This is a genomic window from Bacteroidales bacterium (assembly GCA_021157585.1).
In the GTDB taxonomy this organism is placed as follows: Bacteria; Bacteroidota; Bacteroidia; order Bacteroidales; family UBA12170; genus UBA12170.
Genome location: JAGGWH010000103.1, coordinates 46477 through 64262, shown reverse-complemented (window position 1 = coordinate 64262; position 17786 = coordinate 46477). Strand labels below are relative to the sequence as shown.

16 protein-coding genes are annotated in these 17786 nt (G+C 34.4%); 12 read left to right on the top strand and 4 right to left on the bottom strand.

What is annotated here, in order from left to right; genetic code table 11:
- Positions 1–32 precede the first annotated feature (32 nt).
- The 4 genes from tgt to J7K39_07195 all read right to left on the bottom strand — a co-directional run bounded on the left by tgt (position 33) and on the right by J7K39_07195 (position 3742).
- Complete coding sequence (gene tgt / locus J7K39_07210) at positions 33–1163, bottom strand: tRNA guanosine(34) transglycosylase Tgt (GenBank protein ID MCD6179675.1); 1131 nt, start codon at positions 1161–1163, stop codon at positions 33–35.
- Between the two features lie 158 nt (positions 1164–1321).
- Positions 1322–1933: a YihA family ribosome biogenesis GTP-binding protein gene (locus tag J7K39_07205; GenBank protein MCD6179674.1), complete on the bottom strand. Its 612-nt coding sequence runs from the start codon at positions 1931–1933 to the stop codon at positions 1322–1324.
- Positions 1914–2894: a GNAT family N-acetyltransferase gene (locus J7K39_07200; protein MCD6179673.1), complete on the bottom strand. Its 981-nt coding sequence runs from the start codon at positions 2892–2894 to the stop codon at positions 1914–1916. The genes J7K39_07205 and J7K39_07200 overlap by 20 nt, the downstream gene beginning before the upstream one ends.
- A 14-nt stretch (positions 2895–2908) precedes the next feature.
- Complete coding sequence (locus tag J7K39_07195; GenBank protein ID MCD6179672.1) at positions 2909–3742, bottom strand: 1-acyl-sn-glycerol-3-phosphate acyltransferase; 834 nt, start codon at positions 3740–3742, stop codon at positions 2909–2911.
- A gap of 269 nt (positions 3743–4011) precedes the next feature.
- Here J7K39_07195 and mraZ point away from each other — a divergent pair, with 269 nt between their 5' ends.
- The 12 genes from mraZ to ftsA are packed head-to-tail and all read left to right on the top strand — an operon-like array spanning position 4012 to position 17657.
- The gene (mraZ, locus tag J7K39_07190) at positions 4012–4476 is read left to right on the top strand and encodes a division/cell wall cluster transcriptional repressor MraZ (protein MCD6179671.1); all 465 of its coding nucleotides are present in this window, start codon (positions 4012–4014) and stop codon (positions 4474–4476) included.
- A 14-nt stretch (positions 4477–4490) separates the two neighbouring features.
- Positions 4491–5396: a 16S rRNA (cytosine(1402)-N(4))-methyltransferase RsmH gene (rsmH, locus tag J7K39_07185; protein ID MCD6179670.1), complete on the top strand. Its 906-nt coding sequence runs from the start codon at positions 4491–4493 to the stop codon at positions 5394–5396.
- A complete protein-coding gene (locus J7K39_07180; GenBank protein MCD6179669.1) occupies positions 5383–5766 on the top strand; it encodes a hypothetical protein in 384 nt (127 codons plus the stop codon). The genes rsmH and J7K39_07180 overlap by 14 nt, the downstream gene beginning before the upstream one ends.
- 3 nt (positions 5767–5769) lie before the next feature.
- Complete coding sequence (locus tag J7K39_07175; GenBank protein ID MCD6179668.1) at positions 5770–7869, top strand: transpeptidase family protein; 2100 nt, start codon at positions 5770–5772, stop codon at positions 7867–7869.
- Between the two features lies 1 nt (position 7870).
- Positions 7871–9331 (top strand): UDP-N-acetylmuramoyl-L-alanyl-D-glutamate--2,6-diaminopimelate ligase, encoded by a 1461-nt coding sequence (locus tag J7K39_07170; protein ID MCD6179667.1) that lies wholly within the window; start codon positions 7871–7873, stop codon positions 9329–9331.
- A gap of 3 nt (positions 9332–9334) precedes the next feature.
- Complete coding sequence (locus tag J7K39_07165; GenBank protein MCD6179666.1) at positions 9335–10591, top strand: phospho-N-acetylmuramoyl-pentapeptide-transferase; 1257 nt, start codon at positions 9335–9337, stop codon at positions 10589–10591.
- Complete coding sequence (gene murD / locus J7K39_07160; protein ID MCD6179665.1) at positions 10592–11929, top strand: UDP-N-acetylmuramoyl-L-alanine--D-glutamate ligase; 1338 nt, start codon at positions 10592–10594, stop codon at positions 11927–11929.
- A gap of 3 nt (positions 11930–11932) precedes the next feature.
- Positions 11933–13111 (top strand): FtsW/RodA/SpoVE family cell cycle protein, encoded by a 1179-nt coding sequence (locus J7K39_07155; GenBank protein MCD6179664.1) that lies wholly within the window; start codon positions 11933–11935, stop codon positions 13109–13111.
- A complete protein-coding gene (gene murG / locus J7K39_07150; protein ID MCD6179663.1) occupies positions 13108–14220 on the top strand; it encodes an undecaprenyldiphospho-muramoylpentapeptide beta-N-acetylglucosaminyltransferase in 1113 nt (370 codons plus the stop codon). The genes J7K39_07155 and murG overlap by 4 nt, the downstream gene beginning before the upstream one ends.
- Complete coding sequence (locus J7K39_07145) at positions 14217–15584, top strand: UDP-N-acetylmuramate--L-alanine ligase (GenBank protein MCD6179662.1); 1368 nt, start codon at positions 14217–14219, stop codon at positions 15582–15584. The genes murG and J7K39_07145 overlap by 4 nt, the downstream gene beginning before the upstream one ends.
- Entirely contained in the window at positions 15581–16366 is a 786-nt protein-coding gene (locus J7K39_07140; GenBank protein ID MCD6179661.1) for a hypothetical protein, read from the top strand. The genes J7K39_07145 and J7K39_07140 overlap by 4 nt, the downstream gene beginning before the upstream one ends.
- A gap of 4 nt (positions 16367–16370) precedes the next feature.
- Entirely contained in the window at positions 16371–17657 is a 1287-nt protein-coding gene (gene ftsA, locus J7K39_07135; GenBank protein MCD6179660.1) for a cell division protein FtsA, read from the top strand.
- Positions 17658–17786 lie beyond the last annotated feature (129 nt).

Below are 17786 nucleotides of genomic sequence, written 5' to 3'. Positions count from 1 at the left end.
TAATAATATAATAATCTATTTTCTTCATTTGCTTAGAGACGTGTTGTTAGCCTTTTTATCATTACGTTTTTCCATGAGCTAAAGTCACCGGCTAAGATATGCTTTCTTGCTTCATCAACCAACCATAAATAGAAACGTAAATTATGTAAGCTGGCAATCATTCCGCCTAAAACTTCTTTTGCGGCAAATAAATGCCTTAGGTATGCTCTGGAATATTGTTCATCTACAAAGGATAATCCATTTGGGTCGATGGGAGAAAAATCTTTATACCATTTTTTGTTTTTAATATTGATAATACCTTCGCTGGTAAAAAGCATTCCATTTCTTCCGTTTCTGGTAGGCATTACACAATCAAACATATCTATTCCAAGAGCAATACTTTCTAAAATATTTGCAGGAGTTCCAACACCCATCAGATAACGAGGCTTGTCTTTTGGAAGAATAGAACAAACTAAGTCGGTATGCTCATACATCATTTCGTGAGGTTCACCAACTGATAAGCCGCCAATGGCGTTACCATCTGCATTATATGATGCAATTGTTTCAGCCGATTTTTTTCGTAAATCTTTATAAGTGCTTCCCTGAACAATAGGAAATAGGGCTTGTTTATGGCCATATTTATTATCGGTATTATTAAAATGTGTAACGCAACGATCTAACCAACGATGGGTAAGATCCATAGAACGTTTTGCATAATCATAATCGCAGGGGTAAGGTGTGCATTCGTCAAAAGCCATCATTATATCGGCTCCAATACTACGCTCAATATCCATTACCTTTTCGGGTGTAAATAAATGTCTGGATCCATCTATATGCGATTGGAAAAGTACGCCTTCTTCTGTGAGTTTTCGTGTTCCGGAAAGGGAATAAACTTGATATCCTCCACTATCGGTTAAAATAGGCTTATCCCATCCATTAAATTTATGTAGCCCTCCGGCACCTTCTATTACTTCCATTCCCGGTCGTAAATACAGATGATAAGTATTTCCAAGAATAATTTGAGCTTTAGTATCTTCTTTTATATCGCGTATATGGACGGCTTTTACAGCTCCGGCTGTACCTACGGGCATAAAGATTGGCGTTTGTATTTTTCCGTGATCTGTAGTTATTTCACCCGCTCTGGCATTACTGTTGCCATCTGTTTTTTTTAATTCAAATTTCATTCAAATTTTTTTTACAAAGATAGAAAAAGCAGCTCAACTGTGTTAAAAAGCAAGTGATTTCTCTCAGTCGAATGCTCACGCTGAAGTCCGACGGATCTATTACAAAATAGTGTTTTATTAGGTCTCAATTTAGGAAGAGCAAGAAAAGGATATAAAAGCTATATTGATTGATTAACAAAAACCTTATTAGTCTGCTCAATAAAATCAAGAATATCTTCGGCTCCCAATCCCGTTTTTGATGAAGTAACAAAATTTGGAGGAAGTTCTTCCCAGTTTTCGCTAAGATATTTACGATAAGCAGCTATATTTTCTTTCAGTTTTCGGCTGGTGAGTTTATCGGCTTTTGTAAAAATCAATGCAAAGGGAATTAGATATTCTGCTAAATTCTCAATAAACTCTATATCTTTTTTTTGGGGTGAATGTCGCACATCAATAAGCACAAAAGTCGTTAGCAAATTTTTGCGAGTTTGCAAATACCCATTAATCATGGTTTCCCATTTAGCTTTAATTTTAACAGGAATATTGGCATATCCATAACCGGGTAAATCTACTAAATACCACTCGTCGTTTATGCTAAAATGATTTATAAGCTGTGTTTTACCGGGTTTGCTCGATATTTTTGCCAAGCCTTTAATTCCGGTAATTTTATTAATTAAGGATGACTTTCCAACATTTGATCGTCCAATAAAGGCATATTCCGGTTTGTCGGGTTTAGGGCAATTTTGGTAATAACTATTACTAACTAAAAATTCAGCTGTTTTTACGATCATACCTATAATGCCTTAAGGATTTTATATTTTTTTGTAATTTTTTTATGTAACTATTGAAATACCGATGTTTTTTCTTTTCATAAATATCATCAATGGTAATTAACATTCCGGTTTCTTCTACTTCGCCAAAATTATAATTTACAGCCGTCCCGAAAATCATCATGCTTGCCGATAGATTCATATAGGCATTAAATAAAGGAGGTATATTTTCTTTATGTTTACGTACTGTTCTAACTAAAATTTTATAGTTTTCTTCATAAGTAGTTCCCGTAAAAATCTTTTCGAATTCAGAATCGGGATATTTTAACTCTATGGCCTTACGTGGTGTAATTAAAGACCTATTGTCAGGGAAAAAATTACGTAAAAAATAAAGTAGAGTGTCTCTTGCGTAAATGTTATAATCTGTGTACATCGTCATTTTGCCGTATAGATATTTTATTTCAGGATGTTCCACAGAAATAGCTCCCAATCCATCCCATAAATTATCCAAAGAATACATTCCTTTTCTAAGATTAAAATTAGGTTGATAATTAGGTTGAACGAAAGATCGTCCCAATTCAATAGACTGTGGAAGATAATCGTTTACAAATTCTTTAGAAAACCTAAATAAACCGGTTGTCGGACTTTTTACTTCTCCGTTAATAATAGATATCTTTTTGCCGCAAATAAATCTGTATCCACCTACAATCTCTTTATCTGTAGGATTCCATACTATAAGTTGTTGAAATGGAACTTCCGAAGTGTCGTAACTATCCATATCCATCTCTTTTCCTGTTCCTCCTCCGGCTTCACGAAATGTAATTTCTCTGAGACGAGCAACTTCACGCATTAGGTTTGGTCGATTATGGGCTGAAAAAATATAAAGCTCATTTCCTCCATTATTGGTTTCTGTAAAAAAGATATCCTTAGTTAGTTCTTTGTCAAGTAAAGCTCTGCTTACTTTTGGAATAATATTTTGCATTTCTCTTCCTTTTTTTAATCTTTTTTATTTATAGCATAAACTTGCTTTTTTACATAAGCAGCCCATTCAATATCTTTTTTTGAGCGATCAAAAGTTTGATGAGGAATAGGTTTGCCAAAAATAATTTTTATTTCTTTACCTCTTTGTTTAAACATTTCGTTGGCAAGATAGAGCATTTCTATATTTATTTTTATACCTAAACGGGCTCTCCAATTGGCTAAACGATAAAAAAACGAGCTAACTCTACCTTCGATATAAGTAGGGACTATATCGCGTTTATAATCACGAGATTTACGTATAAATGTTTTTTTCCATTCGGTATCTTCTATAACACCTTTTTTTCGCCTCGAAACTAGACCTGCAGGAAAATAAAGCATCATCACTTTCGAAGCAAAAGTACGGTCAATAATTCGTGCATTTTCAATATTACTTCCGTGTTTATTTATGGGGATAAAAAGTTTTTGAAGATGGGGTATATTCATCAATAAATCATTTACAGGGAAAATAATGTCTTCTCTAACTTTACCAAGCACATCCATTAATGCAATTCCATCCATGCTTCCAATAGGGTGATTAGCCGCAATGATATATCTTTTTTCTCTATCAATATTATCGAGTCCTTGTATATTGAGTTTAATGTCAAATTCATCAAGAACAGCTCTGACGAAATCTAAGCCTTCTTTATCTTTTTGTTCTACCAGAAATGTATTTATATAATCCTGATGTACTATTCGTTTTAAATATGCAATAATAAAATTAGGAGTGTATTTGAGTGCTTTCTCGCTTTTTGAAGCTATTATTCGCTCTACATCTATAAAATCTCTAACTGTTGTTTCAGTGTTTTCCATAAACTTCTCGTATTCGAGTTCAAAATTAAATAATAATTCCTTAAAAGACAGATAGTATTTAATTTTTAGCAATATCTCTTGGAAGTTATAAACATCTCCACTTTGCTTTACTCTATTTGTTCGGATTTAAACTGCTGATAATCCGTATCTTAAATACGCAAAATTCATTTTTTATGATAATAAATGTAACTTTTTATTAACAAAGTGGTAAAATGTGGTAAAATGTGGTAAATATAACCGTATTTTTACACTCAAATAGCAAAGAGTAGATGATAAATCTTATTGGAACATATGAATGTAAAGTAGATGCTAAGGGTCGTTTAATGCTTCCGGCAGGCCTAAAAAAGCAAATACAACCCATTCTTAACGAAGGTTTTATCATTAAAAGAAGTGTTTTTCAAAAGTGTTTGGAACTCTATCCTATGGGCGAGTGGAATCAGGAAATAGCAGGCGTAAACAAACTTAATCGCTTTGTAAAGAAGAATACTGATTTCATCAGAATGTTTATGGCGGGAGTTAGAACATTGGAAATTGACAATGCTGGACGAATTCTCGTTCCTAAAGATCTGGTCAAGTTTAGCGAGATCAAAAAGGAAATTGTTTTAGCCTCTTCGGTTAATCGGATAGAGATATGGGATAAAAACCTTTATGAAGAGGTTCTAAACGATCCAAGCATTGACTTTGGTGCTCTTGCAGAAGACGTAATGGGAAATGTCTCTAGCGACGATGAGTAGTAAAAAAAAGGTGTATGTATCATAATCCGGTTATGTTAAAAGAAAGTGTTGACGGACTGAATATTCAGCCGGGCGGCATTTATGTTGATGTTACCTTTGGTGGCGGTGGTCATTCTAGAACTATCTTGGATAGGATGGAGGGCGGTCGTTTAATTGCTTTCGATCAGGATTCTGATGCCTTAGTCAATGCGTTTGATGATCCTAGGTTTACTCTTGTTCATCAAAATTTTAAATATCTAAAAAATTTCCTCCGTTTGCATCAAGCAAGTAAAGTTGATGGTTTGATAGCTGATTTAGGTGTTTCCTCACATCAGTTTGATATACCCGAACGTGGATTTTCTACGCGCTATGACGGTGAACTTGATGCTCGTATGGATAAAAGAAATGAGCAAACAGCAGCAACTATTATCAACACTTATTCATTAGAAGATTTAACTAGAGTTTTTCGTCTTTACGGAGAGCTTAAAAATGCATACAGCATAAGCAAACGGATTTTAGAAGCACGAAGTATTGCCGCTGTAAATACCGTTGATGAATTAAAAGCGTGTCTTGCTCCTCATGCCCCGCGACATAGAGAAAACAAATTTTACGCTCAGGTTTTCCAAGCTTTAAGAATTGAAGTCAATGAAGAGCTTGATGCTTTGGAAAGCCTTTTAAAGCAATGTACTGATGTGATAAAACCCGGTGGACGATTAGTTGTTCTTGCCTACCATTCCTTAGAAGATCGTTTGGTGAAGAATTTTATTAAGGCAGGCAATTTCGAAGGGGAGTTGGAAAAAGATTTTTATGGAAACGTAATATCTCCTTTTAAAAGTATAACCCGAAAACCACATACTGCTTCTGAAGAGGAAATAATAATAAATAGTCGTGCGCGTAGTGCTAAATTACGCATAGCTGAAAGGAATTATGAACGAATTTAAAGACGATACTGAGCCGAAAAAAGCACCAAAGAAAGCGAAGAAAAGCTTTGTGAATGCATACGTAAAGCCTTTGCTCGATGGTAGTTTTCTTTCAAAAGAAAGTTCAGCTAAAGAGCTTCCCTTTATGGCTTTTCTGTTGTTTCTAATCATACTTTTTATTTCCAACACTTTTTGGGCGCAATCTACGGTTCGCAAGATTGAAAAATATAAAGAAGAAGTTAAAGAGCTGCGGATAAAATCCATTTCGGTAAAAGCTAAGCTGATGGATAATACACGACAAACAAATATTGCTGATAAGGTTGCAAAATTAGGACTTAAGGAATCGCTTAAGCCGCCAAAGAAGATTTATGTAAAGAAAGAAGATAAGTAAGAAATGAATGATAACACTCGCATATTAAAGGCTTCATACCTGATGTATTTTGTCATCTTGTTTTTCGGCTTAGGCATTGTTGCCAAGGTGTTACATATTCAGTTTAAAGAGGGTGATAAGCTTAGAAAAATGGGTATTCAGCATAGTACCAAAGAAGTGAAAATAGATGCTTTAAGAGGGAATATTTATTCTCATAACAATAAGCTTCTTGCTGTTACCACTCCAAAATACGAGATTCGTTTTGATCCTATTTCTAATAAGACTGACGATTTTTTCTATGCAAATATCGATGGTCTCGCAAAATCTTTGAGTAGTCTTTTAAAAGATAAAAGTGCAGTTAGTTATAAGAATAGAATAATTGAGGCAAGAAAAAGTGGTAATCATTATTATTTATTAGCAAAAAATCTGAGTTACGATCAGTATCAGAAAATAAAAACTTTTCCTATTCTTCGTTTAGGGAGGAATAAAGGCGGATTAATTACCATACAAACAAACAAACGCGATTTACCCTATAATCTGCTTGCGAAGAGAACTGTTGGTATTTTCAATTACGAAAAGGGAATTTATGAAGTAGGTATAGAAGGTGCTTTTAATAAATATTTAAAAGGCACCGAGGGTACTCGCTTGATGCAAAAAATTTCGGGTGGTGTTTGGATGCCAATAGATCCTGCTAACGAAATTGAGCCTAAGAATGGTAATGATGTTGTAACAACTATTGATATTGAAATACAGGATATAGCAGAAACGGCTTTGCTCAGAAGTTTAAAGAAGAATAATGCAAAGCATGGCAGCGTAGTTGTTATGGAAGTTCAGACAGGAGCTGTTCTTGCTATTGCCAATTTAGGTGTAGATGCTAATGGGAATTATTATGAGGATTATAATTATGCTATTGGAGAAAGCTCTGAGCCGGGATCAACATTTAAGCTTGCTTCAATATTAGTTGCTTTAGAAGACGGTGTTATAGATGTTAATGATACCATAGATACCGAAAATGGAATAATCCATTATTATAATCAAACAATTCGTGATGCGCATAGAATTAAAGACGGAGTTATTAGTGTTAAAGAAGTAATTGAAGAGTCGTCAAATGTAGGAATGGCTAAAATAATTACCGAAAATTATCAAAAAAATCCACAGAAATTTATTGACGGATTATATAAAATTGGTTTAAACAAACCTTTAGGCATTCCAATTAAAGGCGAAGGCAAACCCTATATAAAAAATACTAGTGATAAATCTTGGTCTGGGGTAACATTGCCTTGGATGGCTCACGGATACGAGTTACAAATAACTCCTTTACAAACACTTGCGTTTTATAATGCCATTGCTAATGATGGAAAAATGATGAAGCCGATGTTCATCAAGGAGATAAGAAACCTAAACCAAAGTATAAAAGAATTCCCTCCGGAAGTATTAAACGAAAAAATAGCATCGAAAGAAACTATTGATATTCTTCAAGAAATGTTAGAAGGAGTTGTTCTTCGTGGAACGGCAAGAAATATTCGGAATAACTCATACACTATCGCCGGAAAAACAGGGACGGCACAGATTGCTCAAAATAATCAAGGCTATAATAAAAGTAATTATAAAGCTTCTTTTGCAGGATATTTTCCGGCATCTAATCCTAAGTTTTCTTGTATAGTTGTAATTAACGATCCCAAAGAAAAAAGTTATTACGGTAGTGCTGTTGCTGCACCAGTTTTTAAAGAAATTTCCGATAAAATTTTTGCTTCTAATATTGATTTAGTCGAGGATGTTGATGTCGCTAAAAACGTAACGCTTCCTCGTCCTCATACCGGATATAAAACAGATTATAACACCATTTTTAAGGAAATGAGTGTGGCAACTAATAACAATCTTGATGCGGAATGGGTTGTTTGTCTATCTGCTCAAGATACTATCAAGTTTGGTCGTAGAATTATACGTCAGAAAACCGTTCCTCGCCTTATTGGAATGACAGCCAAAGACGCCTTATTTATTCTTGATAATATCGGTTTGAATTGTCAGATTAAAGGTAAAGGCTTTGTTGTAGAACAGTCGGTTAAAGCCGGAACAAAGGTTAATAAAAAAGATATTATCACACTCACTTTATCAGCTTCATAATATGAAAAATCTAAAAAACATATTATCGGGAATAAAGCCAATAAAAGTGATAGGAGATAAAAATTTATCCCTTTTAGGTTTAGCCTTCGATTCAAGAAAAGTTGAAAAAGACTTTTTATTTGTTGCCATGCGGGGGACTCAGGTTGATGGGCATAATTTTATTTTAAAGGCTATTGAAAGAGGGGCTAATAGTATTGTTTGCGAAGAAGTACCCCAAAAAATAAATCCTGATATATGCTATATCCTGGTAAATGATAGTCAGGAAAGTTTAGGACTATTAGCTTCAAAATGGTATAATAATCCTTCTAAGAAATTAAAGTTGGTTGGCGTTACCGGTACTAATGGTAAAACCACTACTGCCAGCCTTTTACATAGTCTTTTTACTGATTTGGGTTATGGTTGCGGACTTTTATCAACCATAGAAAATAAAATCGAGAATAAGATTTTTAAAGCTACTCACACTACGGCAGATGCTCTTCAGATAAATGCTTTGTTAGCCAAAATGGTAGATGCAAACTGTTCTCATTGTTTTATGGAGGTTAGTAGTCATGCTTTAGCACAAAAACGTATTGCAGGTTTAGAATTTGATGGAGGAATTTTCACTAATCTAACTCACGACCATCTCGATTTTCATAAAACTGTTGCCGAATATATAAAAGCCAAGAAATCATTTTTTGATGGTTTAGCAAAATCTGCTTTTGCATTGACTAATGTCGATGATAAGAATGGAATGATAATGCTTCAGAATTGTAAGGCACAAAAGCGAACTTATAGTATAAAACAGCTTGCCGATTTTAAAGCTAGGATAATAGAAAATCAGATTAGTGGTTTGCATATGCAAATAGATGGGCAGGATATTTATTGCCGTTTGGTTGGTAAATTCAATGCTTATAATCTTTTAGCCATTTACGGTACGGCACGTCTTTTAGGCGAAAGTGAAGAAGAAATCCTCCCTGCCTTATCTAATTTAGAATCCGTAGCAGGACGCTTTGACTATCAACAATCTCCTGAAGGGATTATTGCAATAGTAGATTATGCACATACTCCTGATGCTTTAGAAAATGTACTCGAAACCATTAATCAATTACAAAGCGAGGATGGTAAAATAATAACCGTTGTTGGTGCCGGTGGCGATCGTGATAAAAGTAAAAGACCGGAAATGGCAAGAATAGCAGCTCAGTTGAGCAATCGCTTGATTCTGACTTCGGACAATCCGCGTTCTGAAAATCCTGAAACAATATTGGCAGATATGCAAACAGGATTAAATGAAGAGCAAAAAAAACGAAGCCTTCAAATAACAAATCGTGAGGAAGCCATTAAAACAGCATTTTTTCTATCACAAAAAGGAGACGTCATTCTAATAGCAGGTAAAGGACACGAGAATTACCAAGAAATAAACGGCGTTCGCCATCATTTTGACGATAAAGAAATTATAAACAAACTATTTAAAAAAACGCACTAAGTTATGTTGTATTATTTATTTGAATATCTGAATAGTGAGTTTAATTTACCTGGAGCCGGAGTTTTCCAATATATCTCTTTCCGAGCTGCTATGTCTGCCATAACTTCTCTGATAATTACCATCATATTTGGCAGAAGCCTGATAGATTATTTGCAAAAAAAACAAGTTGGCGAAAGTATTCGCGATTTGGGATTAGATGGGCAGATGGAGAAAAAAGGCACTCCAACTATGGGTGGTCTTATAATTATTGCAGCCATTTTAATTCCCGTATTACTTTTTACTAAACTCGACAATATCTATATCATTTTAATGATATTTTCTACTGTTTGGCTTGGATTTATTGGCTTTCTCGACGATTACATCAAAGTATTTAAGAAAAATAAAGAAGGTCTTGCCGGAAGATTCAAAATTATTGGTCAAGTAAGTTTAGGGATAGTTATTGGATTAACTATGTTTTTCCATCCCGATATTACTATTAGAGAACAGCTTCCTGCTTCATCAATAGAAGATAGACTTGTAGTTCAGAATCAGGTAAATGCCTATAATATTAACACGACTAAAATAACTACAAAGCCCATACATTCCACTCAAACAACTATTCCGTTTTTTAAAAATAATAATTTCGATTACGCTTTACTTATTGCTTGGGTAGGAGAAAAAGCAAATAAATGGGCTTGGTTAATTTTTATTCCAATCGTAATTTTAATAATAACCGCAGTTTCTAATGGTGCAAATCTTACCGATGGTATAGATGGATTAGCAACGGGAACTTCTGCCATTGTAGGATCAACATTGGGCTTGTTGGCTTGGGTAAGCGGTAATGTGATTTTCTCTAATTATCTCGACATAATGTATATCCCAAATGTGGGAGAACTTACAATTTTCATTAGTGCTTTTGTTGGTGCTACTATTGGCTTTTTGTGGTATAACACTTACCCCGCACAAGTTTTTATGGGTGATACCGGAAGCCTGACTATCGGAGGAATAATTGCTGTTTTTGCCATTCTGATACGCAAGGAATTTCTTATCCCAATAATGGCCGGCATTTTCTTAATGGAGAATTTGTCTGTTATGATTCAGGTGGCTTATTTCAAATATACAAGGAAAAGATTTGGTGAAGGAAAGAGAGTCTTTCTAATGTCTCCACTTCATCATCATTATCAAAAAAAGGGTTATGCAGAGCCCAAAATAGTTATGCGATTTTTCATCATAGGAATGCTGTTAGCCTTGATGAGTATAATCACATTAAAACTGAGGTAGATGAAAAGAGTTGTTGTTCTAGGCGGAGGCGAAAGCGGAACAGGAGCAGCAATATTAGCAGCAAAACAAGGCTATGAAGTCTTTTTAAGTGATAAAAACTTAATTGGCGATAGTTACAAAAAAGTTCTTAAAAATCATGAAATCAGATTCGAAGAGGAGCAACATACTCTTTCGGAGATATTAAGTGCCGATGAGGTGATAAAAAGCCCGGGCATAGCAGATCATATTTCGTTGATTAAAATAATTCGCGAAAATAAGATTCCGATTATCTCTGAAATTGAATTTGCAGCTCGTTTTACTAATGCTAAATTGATTTGTATTACAGGAAGTAACGGAAAAACAACTACTACACTTTTAATCCATCACATCCTAAAGAATGCAGGTAAAAATGTAGGTTTAGCAGGGAATATTGGAAAAAGCTTTGCTTGGCAAGTAGCTGAAAACGATTTCGATACTTACGTATTGGAAATCAGTAGTTTTCAACTCGATGGAATGTTTGAATTTAAAGCCGACATAGCCGTACTTACCAATATCACACCCGATCATTTGGATAGATACAATAATAGTTTTGAAAACTATACACAATCTAAATTCCGAATAATTCAAAATATGACATCCTCTGATTTTCTGATATACAATGCTGACGATACTGTGATTATGCAGGAGTTAGCAAAACGAAAATTGAATATTAAGCTTATCCCATTTACACTTCGGGAAAAGGTGTTTGATGAAGGAGCTTATTTAAAAAATGAGAAAGTAAATATTAACATAACTAAGGACAAATTGACTATGACATTAAAAGAACTAGCATTACAGGGAAAACACAACATCTATAATTCCATGGCGGCAGGTGTTGTTGGGAAATTGCAAGACATTAGAAATAAAAGCATTAAGGATTCTTTGAGCGAATTCCAAAATGTTGGTCACCGCATGCAATCAGTTGCTACCATTGGCGGAGTTGAATATATTAACGATTCAAAGGCTACTAATGTAAACAGTACTTATTTTGCGCTCGACAGCATTAGAAGACCTATAATTTGGATTGCAGGAGGTAAAGACAAAGGCAATGATTATAGCTCTCTTGATGAGTTGGTGCAAAATCGTGTAAAAGCCATTATCTGCTTAGGGTTGGATAATCAGAAGATTATGCAACATTTTGGAAAATTTGTTCCAAATATTATCCAAACGTATAGCGCATCGGAAGCCGTTGAAGAAGCACAAAAGATTGCTGAAGTCGGAGAGGTTGTTCTTCTTTCTCCAGCCTGTGCCAGCTTCGATCTTTTTGAAGATTATGAAGAGCGTGGAAACAGATTTATTGATGCGGTAAACGAACTGTAAAAGATGAGTAAATTAAGCCTACAGCTTAAAGGTGATAAGGTTATATGGGGAATATATATAGCCCTCTCTATGATCTCACTTGCTGTTGTTTATAGTGCTTCGGGTAACCTTGCTTATAAACAAACAGAAGGTAATGCCTTGCATTATTTGTTTAAACAAGTAGGCATTATTGTAATAGGTTTTGTAGTTATGTATCTGATGCATAAGATAAAATATTCCTTTTTCAGCATTGGAAGTAAATTAGGAATTTGGTTAGTGATTCCAATTTTATTTCTCACTATTATCTTGGGAACCAATATCAATAATGCCAGTCGTTGGCTAATGATTCCGGGTATAAATATAAGCTTTCAAAGTTCTGACTTTGCTAAAATTGTATTGCTTACGTATTTAGCAAGAACATTGAGTAAACTCCCTGAAAAATATCGTGAAAATAAAAATATCCTTAATTATGTGTTGTTTCAGGTATTTGCCCCTACACTCATTGTTAGTTTACTCATTTTACAATCTAACCTTTCAACTGCCGCATTAATTTTTGTATCTGCTTTTTTTATGATGATTTTAGGCAGTGTTAAAGTAAAATATCTTTTAACTCTTGCCGGAAGTGGAATAATTATTGCAGCTTTTCTATTTCTTCTTGTTAAATATAATTCCAATATATTACCCAGATTTGACACTTGGGTAAGCAGAATAGAAAATTTTAGAACAGATGATCCTGATGCCGATTATCAAGTTATTCAAGCAAAAATTGCAATTGCTTCTAACCCCATTGTTGGAAAACTTCCCGGAAAAAGTAGTCAGCGTGCTTTTTTGCCTTCGGCACAGTCTGATTTTATTTATGCTATAGTTATAGAAGAGTATGGTACTTTTGTGGGGTTTTTTATAATTATTCTATATGTATCGCTTTTTTTCAGAGCCTTGGTTATTGCAAAACATAGTCAAACAATATTTGGTTCTTTATTAGCCGTTGGTTTAATGTTTAGTATTGTTTTTCAGGCACTTGTGAATATGGGCGTTGCGGTAAATCTACTTCCTGTAACTGGCCAACCCTTGCCTCTCTTAAGTTCGGGAGGAACTTCGTTTGTGTTTACTTCCATGGCTTTAGGAATGATTCAGAGTGTGAAAGCTAATGCAGATATGAAACTTGTTGAGCCGACTCCAATTAATACTATTGAAGAAAAATGATAGCGGAAAATAAAAATATAAAAGTCTTGATTAGTGGTGGCGGAACAGGCGGTCATATATTTCCTGCTATCGCGATAGCTCAAGCTATAAAAAAAATACATCCGCAAAGCGAATTCTTGTTTATTGGAGCAAAAGACAAGATGGAAATGGAAAAAGTTCCTGCTGCCGGATTTGAAATTAAAGGATTATGGATTAGTGGCTTTCAGCGTAGTCTAAGTCTTAAAAACTTAATGTTTCCTTTTAAATTAATTAGTAGTCTATGGAAAGCTGCACGGATAATTAAAAAATTTAAACCCGATGTAACTGTCGGAGTTGGTGGCTTTGCTAGCGGCCCAACATTATATATGTCCAGTCGCTTTGGTATTCCGGCACTTATTCAAGAGCAAAATTCTTATCCGGGTATTACCAACAAATTATTAGCAAATAAAGCTAAAAGTATTTGTGTAGCTTACCCTCAGATGGAACGTTTCTTTCCTGCTGATAAAATTATTGAAACAGGCAATCCTATTCGTAAGCATATTATTCAGATTGAAGGTAAAAAAGAAAAGGCTTTAACTCATTTTGACCTTTCGACCGATAAAAAAACTATTCTGCTTGTAGGTGGTAGTTTAGGAGCACGCTCGGTTAATCAAGCCATTTTATTAAATTTTGATTTATGGGCAAAAGCCGATTTTCAGTTGATTTGGCAAACAGGGATTACCGGTATTGACGATGCGCAGAATAAAATATCAGAAACAGCTGTTAAACATATTAAAGCATATAAATTCATAAGCGAAATGGATTTAGCTTATGCCGCTGCCGATTTGGTAATTTCACGTGCAGGAGCTATTGCCATTTCAGAATTATGTGCTACCGCAAAAGCAAGCATTTTTATTCCGCTTCCTTCGGCTGCGGAAGACCATCAAACAAAAAATGCAAGGAGTTTAGCCGATAAAAAGGCAGCAATTTTAATTCCTAATGATGAGGCTGAAGATAAGCTTTTTGAAAGCTGTAAAGCTTTGCTGAAAAATGAAGGAGAATTAAAATCTTTGAGTAATAACATAAAGCAGTTTGCCAAACCGGAGGCAGATATTGAAATTGCTAATGAAGTTTTGAAATTAATACAATGAATCTAAATAGGTTTACACATATCTACCTTATTGGTATCGGTGGCATAGGAATGAGTGCTCTATCAAGGTATTTTATGGCAAACAATAAAGTTGTAGCCGGTTATGATCGTATGCCTTCTCCTTTAACAGAAAAGCTTGAAGAAGAGGGTGCTGAGATTCATTTTGAAGATGATATTAATCAAATACTACCAAGCTTTTTAAACAAAGAGAACACCTTAGTTATCTTCACTCCTGCAATTCCTGCTGAGCATAAAGAGCTGAACTTTTTCAGGGAACAAGAATATGTTTTGCTTAAACGTAGTCAGGTTTTAGGCTTAATTAGTCGTGATAAATATTGCCTTGCTATTGCCGGAACTCATGGTAAAACTACTGTAAGTAGTATGACAGCACATATTTTACATCAAGGAGAAATGGGATGCAATGCTTTTCTGGGAGGAATTGCAAGCAACTACAATAGTAACTTAATTATAAATGAAGATAGTGAGAATTTAGTCGTAGAAGCCGATGAATTTGATCGTTCATTTTTACAGCTTTCTCCGGATCTGGCAGTAATAACCTCTATGGATGCCGATCATTTGGATATTTACTCTAATCATCAGGCTTTGCAGAAAAGCTTTCAGGAATTTGTAAATCTACTTCCTCCTAAAGGAAAGCTTTTAGTGAAATTAGGCTTAGAAAAAGATATTCAAACAGAAGTAGATGTTTATACCTATTCTTTAGAAGATGATAGAGCTGATTTTAGAATAGCTGATCTTTGGTTAAAAGAAGGGCGTTACAATTTTACAATTATAGGACCGGATTTGAAAATTGAGAATGTACAATTAGAAATGCCCGGAAAACTAAATGTTGAAAACGCTTTGGCAGCATCGGCTTTAGCTTATTTGTGCGATGAGAATCCAGAGATAATTAAGAATGCACTCTATAACTTCCGAGGTGTTAAGAGAAGAATGGAGTATATTATTAAACGAGAAGATTTAATATATTTAGATGATTATGCCCATCATCCTACAGAACTTAAAGCAAGTATTCAGTCGGTTAAAGCATTGTTCCCCGACAAAAAAATAACAGGTATTTTTCAGCCTCATTTATATAGCAGAACGCGCGACTTCTTAGATGATTTTGCAAAAAGTCTTGCTTTGCTCGATCAATTGATTTTACTCGAAATTTATCCCGCAAGGGAAAAAGCTATTCCTGGTATTAATAGTCAACTTTTACTTGAAAAGATTCCAATGAAGAATAAAATTCTTCTACAAAGAAATGCGCTTATTCCCTATTTGAAAAGTATTTCTCCACAAGTGATTATAAGTTTGGGAGCCGGAGATATAGATCGTTTGGTTAATAAGATAAAAGAGAATTTTAAATGATTAAACGTATATTAAATATTGGCCTTTGGATTATTGCTGTATTAGCAGTAGCTGCATTTGCAATATATGCTCTTTATCAGAATGGAGAAACTACTTGTAATGAGTTGAAAATAGAATTAGAGGACGAGAACAATGATTTTCAGTTAACATCAGTTGAAGAATTACGCACAGAATTATTACAAAATTATCTCCCTATTGAAGGTCAAAAGATAAAAAATCTCAACTTAAAAGAAATTGAAAAAAATGCAAGTCAGATTTCATATTTGCAAAATCAAGATGCTTACTTTGATATTAATGGAGATGTGTTTATTATTGCTAATCAGCGAAAAGCTGTAGTACGTGTTTACAATAGAGTAAAGCAGCACTTTTATTTGGGTACAGACACAGTAGTAATGCCTTTATCATCTCAGCATAGTTTGCGTTTGTTGTTGGCTAGTGGTGCTTTACCAAGACTCAGCAATGTCTACTTTACTCAAAGTAAGAATGATCTCCCCGATTTGCCCGATATCTATAAAAAAATATATATCTTGGCTGCAAAAATTCAAAAAGACAAATTTTTAAATGCATTGATTGACCAAATTTATGTAAAACAAAATATGGAGTTTGAGCTAATTCCTAAAGTAGGCATTGGTATTGTTGAGTTTGGGAATATTGAAAATGCAGATGATAAATTAAAACGTTTGAAGATTTTTTACATCGAAGGAAAAGAAAAAATAAATTGGAATATTTACAAATCGATTAATCTAAAATACAAGAACCAAGTAGTTTGTACAAAAAAATAAAATCATGGAAGCCTCTGACATAATAATTGTAGGATTAGATATAGGAACAACAAAAATTGCTGCTATTGTAGGTCGTCGTAACGAATACGGTAAGATTGAAATTCTAGGATCCGGCAAAACCGAATCTATTGGTGTAAAACGTGGAGTTGTTTCAAATATAGAAAATACTGTTCAATCAATAAAAAAAGCCATTGAAGAAGCAGAATCAAAATCTAACGTAAAAATCGACTATGTAAATGTTGGAATAGCCGGACAGCATATCAAAAGTCTTCAGCATCGCGGTATAATTATTCGTAAGAATATTGATGACGAAATAAATCAGAAAGACGTTGATGATCTCTTAGAAAGTATGCGCAACTTAAATATGAGTCCGGGCGAAGAAATAATAGACGTTATTCCTCAGGAATATATTATCGATGGCGAAGCGGGAATACGTGAGCCGGTAGGAATGTTAGGAAATTCTTTGGAAGCTAATTTTCATATTATTATTGGACAAACTACTGCTGCCAAAAATATTTTTAAGTGTGTTCGTAAAAGCAATTTAGATATAGTAGATCTTATTCTTGAACCTATTGCTTCGGCAAAAGCTGTTTTAAGTGAGGAAGAAAAAGAAGCGGGTGTAGCTTTGGTTGATATTGGTGGAGGTACTACGGATGTTGCAATATTTCATGACGGTATTATTCGCCATACTGCTGTAATCCCTTTTGGTGGCGATGTAGTTACCGAAGATGTTAAAGAAGGTTGTTCTATTATTAAGAAGCATGCAGAAGAATTAAAAGTTAAATTTGGTTCTGCTTTAGCAAGCGAAAATAAAGAAGAAGAAGTAGTGGCAATACCGGGTTTACGTGGTCGTCCACCAAAGGAAATAACCCTAAAAAACTTAGCAAGCATTATTCAGGCTAGAATAGAAGAAATTATTGAACATGTTTATTTTGAAATAAAAAATTCCGGTTACGAAAATAAACTAATTGCAGGTATTGTTTTAACCGGAGGTGGAGCATTATTAAAACATTTTGCACAACTTACTGAGTTTATGACCGGTATGGACACGAGAATAGGATATCCTAATGAGCATTTAGCCGAAGGAACTCCCGAAGAATTAGCCAGTCCAACATATTCAACCGGTATAGGTCTTGTAATTGAAGGTTTTGAACGTTACGATTTTGAGAATCGTGATACTTCAAATAATGAGCAGCAGCAAGAACAAACAAAGCCGCTTCATAAAAATGACAAAAGTTTCTTTCAGAAAATACAAGATTTTTTCGATAACGAAAACGAAGATTTAAAATAAAAGAATATAATATATAAGTTAAAAAACGGAGTTTTTACTCCGTTTTTTTTTGCTCAGATATCAACACTAGATTTGTTAATAAATACGCTTGTATCCCTTAAAGAAAGTACCTTTAAGAACTAAATTAGT

What these genes read in the sequence shown, in the direction of transcription:
- tgt (MCD6179675.1), bottom strand. Translation starts at nt 1,163, where the DNA reads ATGAAATTTGAATTAAAAAAAACAGATGGCAACAGTAATGCCAGAGCG.
- J7K39_07205 (MCD6179674.1), bottom strand. Translation starts at nt 1,933, where the DNA reads ATGATCGTAAAAACAGCTGAATTTTTAGTTAGTAATAGTTATTACCAA.
- J7K39_07200 (MCD6179673.1), bottom strand. Translation starts at nt 2,894, where the DNA reads ATGCAAAATATTATTCCAAAAGTAAGCAGAGCTTTACTTGACAAAGAA.
- J7K39_07195 (MCD6179672.1), bottom strand. Translation starts at nt 3,742, where the DNA reads ATGGAAAACACTGAAACAACAGTTAGAGATTTTATAGATGTAGAGCGA.
- mraZ (MCD6179671.1), top strand. Translation starts at nt 4,012, where the DNA reads ATGATAAATCTTATTGGAACATATGAATGTAAAGTAGATGCTAAGGGT.
- rsmH (MCD6179670.1), top strand. Translation starts at nt 4,491, where the DNA reads ATGTATCATAATCCGGTTATGTTAAAAGAAAGTGTTGACGGACTGAAT.
- J7K39_07180 (MCD6179669.1), top strand. Translation starts at nt 5,383, where the DNA reads ATGAACGAATTTAAAGACGATACTGAGCCGAAAAAAGCACCAAAGAAA.
- J7K39_07175 (MCD6179668.1), top strand. Translation starts at nt 5,770, where the DNA reads ATGAATGATAACACTCGCATATTAAAGGCTTCATACCTGATGTATTTT.
- J7K39_07170 (MCD6179667.1), top strand. Translation starts at nt 7,871, where the DNA reads ATGAAAAATCTAAAAAACATATTATCGGGAATAAAGCCAATAAAAGTG.
- J7K39_07165 (MCD6179666.1), top strand. Translation starts at nt 9,335, where the DNA reads ATGTTGTATTATTTATTTGAATATCTGAATAGTGAGTTTAATTTACCT.
- murD (MCD6179665.1), top strand. Translation starts at nt 10,592, where the DNA reads ATGAAAAGAGTTGTTGTTCTAGGCGGAGGCGAAAGCGGAACAGGAGCA.
- J7K39_07155 (MCD6179664.1), top strand. Translation starts at nt 11,933, where the DNA reads ATGAGTAAATTAAGCCTACAGCTTAAAGGTGATAAGGTTATATGGGGA.
- murG (MCD6179663.1), top strand. Translation starts at nt 13,108, where the DNA reads ATGATAGCGGAAAATAAAAATATAAAAGTCTTGATTAGTGGTGGCGGA.
- J7K39_07145 (MCD6179662.1), top strand. Translation starts at nt 14,217, where the DNA reads ATGAATCTAAATAGGTTTACACATATCTACCTTATTGGTATCGGTGGC.
- J7K39_07140 (MCD6179661.1), top strand. Translation starts at nt 15,581, where the DNA reads ATGATTAAACGTATATTAAATATTGGCCTTTGGATTATTGCTGTATTA.
- ftsA (MCD6179660.1), top strand. Translation starts at nt 16,371, where the DNA reads ATGGAAGCCTCTGACATAATAATTGTAGGATTAGATATAGGAACAACA.